This window comes from Microvirga sp. KLBC 81, from assembly GCF_003075415.1.
In the GTDB taxonomy this organism is placed as follows: domain Bacteria; phylum Pseudomonadota; class Alphaproteobacteria; order Rhizobiales; family Beijerinckiaceae; genus Microvirga.
The window spans coordinates 103,841-109,840 of the sequence record NZ_QDAH01000013.1 but is presented as its reverse complement, the minus strand read 5'-3'; the positions used below and the strand labels follow the sequence as shown (position 1 = coordinate 109,840).

The 6,000-nt window shown below is 57.4% G+C and carries 5 protein-coding genes; 1 reads left to right on the top strand and 4 read right to left on the bottom strand.

Annotated features, from left to right (window positions below; translation table 11 throughout):
* Window positions 1–391: 391 nt before the first annotated feature.
* Window positions 392–1,102 carry a L,D-transpeptidase gene (locus tag DC522_RS11650; protein WP_116528888.1) on the top strand — a complete coding sequence of 237 codons (711 nt, stop codon included), beginning with the start codon at window positions 392–394 and terminating at the stop codon, window positions 1,100–1,102.
* Between the two features lie 414 nt (window positions 1,103–1,516).
* On the opposite strand, the gene DC522_RS11640 is transcribed toward DC522_RS11650, so the two are convergent.
* The 4 genes from DC522_RS11640 to DC522_RS11625 all read right to left on the bottom strand — a co-directional run bounded on the left by DC522_RS11640 (window position 1,517) and on the right by DC522_RS11625 (window position 5,700).
* The gene (locus DC522_RS11640; protein ID WP_116528877.1) at window positions 1,517–1,741 is read right to left on the bottom strand and encodes a hypothetical protein; all 225 of its coding nucleotides are present in this window, start codon (window positions 1,739–1,741) and stop codon (window positions 1,517–1,519) included.
* A 169-nt stretch (window positions 1,742–1,910) separates the two neighbouring features.
* On the bottom strand, window positions 1,911–2,297 hold the full coding sequence (locus DC522_RS11635) for a hypothetical protein (protein ID WP_116528876.1): 387 nt from the start codon (window positions 2,295–2,297) through the stop codon (window positions 1,911–1,913).
* Between the two features lie 226 nt (window positions 2,298–2,523).
* The gene (locus DC522_RS11630; RefSeq protein WP_116528875.1) at window positions 2,524–4,161 is read right to left on the bottom strand and encodes a hypothetical protein; all 1,638 of its coding nucleotides are present in this window, start codon (window positions 4,159–4,161) and stop codon (window positions 2,524–2,526) included.
* Between the two features lie 300 nt (window positions 4,162–4,461).
* Window positions 4,462–5,700 (bottom strand): integrase arm-type DNA-binding domain-containing protein, encoded by a 1,239-nt coding sequence (locus DC522_RS11625; RefSeq protein ID WP_116528874.1) that lies wholly within the window; start codon window positions 5,698–5,700, stop codon window positions 4,462–4,464.
* Window positions 5,701–6,000 lie beyond the last annotated feature (300 nt).

The window sequence follows — 6,000 nt, the reverse complement described above, 5'->3', positions numbered from 1 at the left end:
CTTCAACGAAACGCTTCATCCGGCCCTCCGCTGATCAACATCAGCTTAGCAGATCAACGCGTTTCCACACAGGCTGGACCCTGAACGGACTCTCATGCTTCAGCGCGGCGCTGCTCGCGTGCTGCGTCTCATACATCGCGGTCAGCATCCGCATTCATCGCCGCGATGCCAAAGCCAACCATCAGATCGGGCCACGCCGAGCGCCACACGAAGTGAGGCAGCGAGACCGCGTGGACGTTGCCGACTGTCGTCCATGGCAAGCTCAGCACAGCGAAGGCCCAGGCTTGCCAATCGAGCCGTGTGACGGCAATCTCAGCTCAACAAGACGTTCAGCGGGTGGTTGCCGGAGCATTATCTCGTCGGGCAACAGAACAAGGGAAACGGCCAAATCATGATCATGAACGGTAGGAAGGCCGAGGCTGGCGAGAGAGACGAGGCGGCTTTGCTCGGGCGTCGGGCGGGGCTTCTCAGCCGCCGGTCGTTTCTGGCTGGCTCGGCCGCCGGTATTGGCGCGCTGGGGCTCGCCGGTTGCGTGACATCCGACGGCATGAGCCTCGCCGAGGCGGCGAAGGTCTACGGGCCGGTGCCCGATGAGAAATTCCCGATCCCGGCGATCGATGTCAGCAAGGTCGATCCGAAATATTATCGCCGGACAGTTCGCTACGAGACCAAAGAGGCGCCTGGTACGATTATCGTCGATCCTGGCAATTACTACGTCTACCGCATCGAGGACGATGGAAACGCCACCCGCTATGGTGCCAATGTCGGCCGCGACGGGTTCCGGTGGAGCGGTGACGCGTATGTCGGGCGCAAGGGCGAATGGGCGACCTGGACCCCGCCCAAGGAGATGATCCGGCGCCAGCCCGAGGCGGCCAAATGGGCCCGCGGCATGCCGGGTGGCCTTGACAATCCGCTCGGCGCCCGCACGCTTTATCTCTATCAGAATGGCGCCTACACGCTCTACACGATTTACGCCAGCCTCGACGCGGAATCGATCGGCACCGGCATCACAAGTGGCTGCGTCGGCCTTCTCACTCAGGACATGATGCACCTGTACTCACGAACGCCGGTCAAGACGAAGGTGATCGTCCTGCCGGCATAGCAACGGCGCCAGCCCCGGTCCTTTGCGCTGCCGGTGCGGGCAATGCCAACAACAGGCTCATTCTTGAAGTCTGAGCAATTGTGCGGGTGGCGATCCATGGAAGGTCGACGCGACCTTTATCGTCACGCAAGCCTCCAGGTTGGCGATGTCAGTGTCCGGCGACCCGGCAGCCATTCGCGAGGTCAATTGTGACCGCCATTCCTTGGCAATGGATTGGGCGATGGTGAACGGCCGCTCTTGGCACAACGCTGACATTTGCCCAACTTCCGCTTCGAGTTTGAGCAGGGCATCCCAGATCGGGTACCAAGTGTTAGATTTTAACCACTAGAATGGGCTCCCAAACCAATTCCATCATGGGCGTAGTATGCCAACGGTGGGGTTGGGTTCATTCACCTATGTTGAGCTTTGTTAGGATCATGCCACCTGAAAGGCTCGGCGGGCTCGTTCCCGGATCTCGTCCAGTTCGTCTTGCAGGGAATTGATCTGCCCTTCCAACTCCTCGAGGGATGCACATTCCGGAGTGATGAACAGGTGTCCGTCCTCGCCCCGGGTGTAGCGCAGGAGGGCAATCCTGACGGATGCCGGGTTGTCGGGAGTTCCCGGCCTGATGTCCAACTCAAAGGCTCCGAATACGTGCATGGGTGTCTCTCCTCGTGGGTGCTTCAGAAAACTTCAGTCTCGTACCAGTTCCGAACTGCTTCCGGATCGGTGGGGAAGGCGCCACCTCTTCCCGTCGATGTCAGTCTCAGAGCGTAACCTCATCCCCGCCCGCGTCAGCGGAAGGCGGGGTGTGGTGAAGCGGTGGTGTCTAGTTGCGCCGGGACTGCTCCCCTACGAGAAATTCAGCAAGCTCGTCGGCTATCTCGTCGTTGATCCTGTCCTTCTCGATGTCGTCCAGGTTCTCCATGGTGTTCGATGCAAAGCCAATGATAGCCTCGAACTCGTCCTTCACCATCTCATAGGGCGGCTCCAGACCCCGAAGGGTAAACTCGGCCTCGATGTCTGCCCTTTGAGGGTTGCTGTGCTCGTGGGGATTGGTGACCCAGGCACGCACGAGAGCGATCCATTCCCCCTGCAATCGTTCAATGGATGTCTTCTCGAGACTTCTTCCCCGGCTGGCATAATCCCGAACCTGCTGCATCCGGCCTTCGGCAAGCCAGGAGTGAAACCCGGCCTTAAACTCATCCTCGTTCAAATTGCTTCTCCAGGTTTGGATAAGGATCCACACAGAACCGCATCCCTGCCTGCGCAAGCAAGGGCAGGGTGTGGTGGCGTATGGAGGGCTAAGGGATGGCTTAACCCCTGCTCGACGTCTCGGGCTTATGCACTGCCCTCCATGCCGCCTGCCCTCCTGGTAGCTCAATGACAACGCATTCGCTTGGTAGTAGGTGGTCGATGCTGTACCTGGACGGCTGGGCGGCTCACTGACAGCGAGTGAACACCGCTGGTTCCTCATTCGGGACAGTCCCGATGACTGAACGATCCACTAGACGTCCGTTGAGGAGTTGAAGTTGGACGCGCACGGAAGCGGACTCTGCACCTCGCGTGCATACGCCGGCACCGCGCCACCCATCAGGTGAGCGCTGAAGGGTGATCCCTAATTCGCAGGTGCCAGTGCCGGCTACGATGCTCTTGGAAGCCACCACAAGCCGTTTTGCATTGTTCGGATCTCCGCAGGCCGTTCCGGGCAGGACCCACTCCCCGAATGGTGTTTCCGTGGCAGGGACGGCATAAGGCCCCTCAATTTTTTCTTCAACGATTCCGTCCCAGACGTCATCAGCAGAAAGGCCGTTCGCAACTTTGAAATCCGTGAGAGCGGACCTTGAGGCCATGCCCCAGACACCATCACCTGTCTTGCGATAGTAGTTTAGTTCAGAAAGGCGGCTTTGGATCTTCAACGCATCGCGGGGATTGAGCGGGTGAAGTGTAGCGCCTTTTGGAGGGGCAAAAGGCATGAAAAGCCCCCTCGTATCCTGCTCAGGGTTTGCAGGGGTGTAGGCGACAGGAGCTGCTGGATAACGGTCATCAAATACCGCGAGCTGAGTTCTCAGATCCCACCTGTCATCGGAGCCGAGCCCGTTGCGGATCTTGAAGTCCCGCAGGGCTATTCGAGACCTTTGCCCCCATACACCATCGACAAGGCCATAGAAGAAGCCCCTCTCCTGAAGTCGACGCTGAACCTGCGCGGCGGCATCCAGGTTTGCTAGGTCGAGGACCTGAGGGTCCATCAAGGGATCCTCTGGGCGCCTTATCGCATACGTTGGGGTCTGAACAGGAGGGAGTGCCGCGGTTTTGGTCTCAGCGGGCTGCGCCAGAGTGGTCGTTACTGGGTTGAGGGTTCGAGCATTCGGATCATAGTAACCAGCGTCAGGATCCGTGGACACTGAACGTTGAGGGAGCTCCGGTTTGGCATCTGTCTGCTTAGGTTCAGATGGAAGCTCAAATCTCTTGACGGCTATGCCGAGTATCTCTGCGCTCTGAAAGGTGAGCAGTTCCGCGTCATCCGGGGACGCCTTGGTAATAAACAGGATTGCTTCCTGTGGGAGGCCCAATAATTGTAGATAAGCACCAACGAGGGCATTTCCCTGTCCTGTCTCTTCCTTTCGGCCATTCCTCAGCATCCAAGCGGCATGGAAGGCTATCTTCGCTCTGGGGGCTGCCCATCTCGTCTTGCCTCCGAGCCATGCGAGTGCACAGGCCGAAGCACAGATCGTGTCGTCAAGCACAAGGGTACTGAACCCCTTGAGGCGGATCGCTTTACCGATCTCAATGCCAGCGTTGAGATTTCCGCCAATACTGTCGAACACCACCACAGCTTCTTTGAGGCGTAAGACCCTTTCCGTGAACACTTCCTCGTCACGAAATTTGAGCTCACCCTCAATCGACACAATGGTAAGGTCTTTGTCTGATGTGACTTGGATGTCGGCTGCTTGAGCATTTGTCCAGGCCGCGAGAAGCATAGAGATAAAAACGAATCCCTTGAGCTTCTTCATCTTGAGTGCCCCACAGCAAGCTTCCAAATAACGTACGGGTAATTTGGTCAGGAAGCTATCCAACATTTGGTTGGTTCCTGTTGTGCTTAGAGGCTACCCCGCCCAATTGTCACGACCAACAGCAAGGGATCGTAATGCAACGCACTAGGCCTGCAACACCAGGCAACTCCCTGCAATGTCGGTCACACCGGTCACACTTTCATTCGTAAGCGTGTGACTAGATAAGTCATTGAAATATAAGGCGGTCACACCAGTCACACCGGTCACACCTCAAAAACAGCCGAGGCGGGCGAGTTCTTTGATTGATATTCCAGTGCCGCCGCTCTGCGCCTTTCCTTAGGTGGGCGCCGTGACCGACTGGGAAACTCAGGCTTTCCGCATCATCTCAATAATATGGCTAGAGACGTGGTCGGCAGCCGCAACCAATGCGCTGTCGAGTTTGTGAATGTAGCCTTCCGTTATTCCTGTCCCAGCGTGGCCCATAAGGGCTTTGATTGTCGGTAGGGTAAAGCCCAAGTCTTCTGCAATAGATGCAAAGGCATGGCGGAGACCGTGTGGTGTCATATCAGGTAGGCTATTCCCTACAATCCTATCCCATGCACGCGGTAGTCCGCGAAATGGAGTTTTTTCGCCGCGAATGCCAGGAAAGACATACGGCCCGTTCGACCGATTAATGGCTGTCTTGAGTAACGCTGCGGCTTCCTGCCCAATTGGTCGAATGCTCTTGCCGGTTTTTGTGTCGCCAAGGCGCAAGGCTTGCCCAGCAAGGTCCACCTCGGTTTTTTTCAGGTTCTCGATTTCGCCGCGGCGACAGCCGGTAAGGGCGATAAGGCGCACCACCTCAACAGCTTGCCAGGATTCACCTTTTTCTTCGGCTTCCTTCAGCTTCTTTCCAAGAGTCTTGTAGCCCTCGGCGTCTAGGCGGATGGTGCGGCGCTTATCAGCCGGGCGCTTAATCCCCTTCGCCGGATTATCCGTTCGATATCCTTCCTCGACCGCATAGGAGAGGATGCCGCCGAGGAGGCCTATGGTTCGAGTTGCTGTTCCCCGCCCACCTTCGACAATGGCACGGCCTCTCTTGCCAGTTTTAATGTCTGCCTTGCTCTTGCCCGCAATCACGTCGCGTAAGAACGCCCGAACGTCTGACGAGGTTAGGTCCTTGACTGTGCGATGCCCAATAAGCGGGATGATATGGCGCTCGATCCGGCCCTTATCGGTGTAGAGAGTGGAGGCTTTCTTGGTCTTGCCACGCCGCGTGATGATGAGGCCTTGCTCTGCCTTCTCCAGATATTCCCGGCACAAGTCGGCCATTGTCGCCGCCGTGCGGTCCGCTGCCCTGGTTTCAGCTGGGTCTTCCCCTCTCGCCACCTTCACCAGAATGCTGCGCGCCTCATTGCGGGCCTCGTCAGGAGTCAGCACTCCATAGCGCCCTATAGTAACTCGTCGGCTTCGTCCGTTCTTATTGCGGTACTGGACGAGGAAGGACTTCGCCCCGCTTGGCTTTACCCGAAGCCCAAAGCCCGGCAACTCATCGTCCCAAACGAATACATCGCGGGCAGGATCTGGTGCCGTGGCATCAACGGCCCTCTTAGTGAGTTTGGGCATTAGGTAAGCATGGGGTAAGCAGAATGGATCCAACTTGGGGAAACGAGCGGAAACATCGCTCCCCTTTTGGGGGGGTAAAACACTTATGATGCAAGGGCGTAATCGACGCAAGAATATTGGAGGAAACATGCGGAAAAACGTGTGCGTTGCCCTCCGAAGGCAAAGGTCACACGTTCGAATCCTGTCGGGCGCGCCATTCTCTTTGGGCAACTCCCACGAGACCTTGCGCCTCTCTGCGGAGATAACTCCTTCTGGCGGAAGGGCATCCTTTCTATCCTGAAAAGCGAAAGGGGCTTGGGA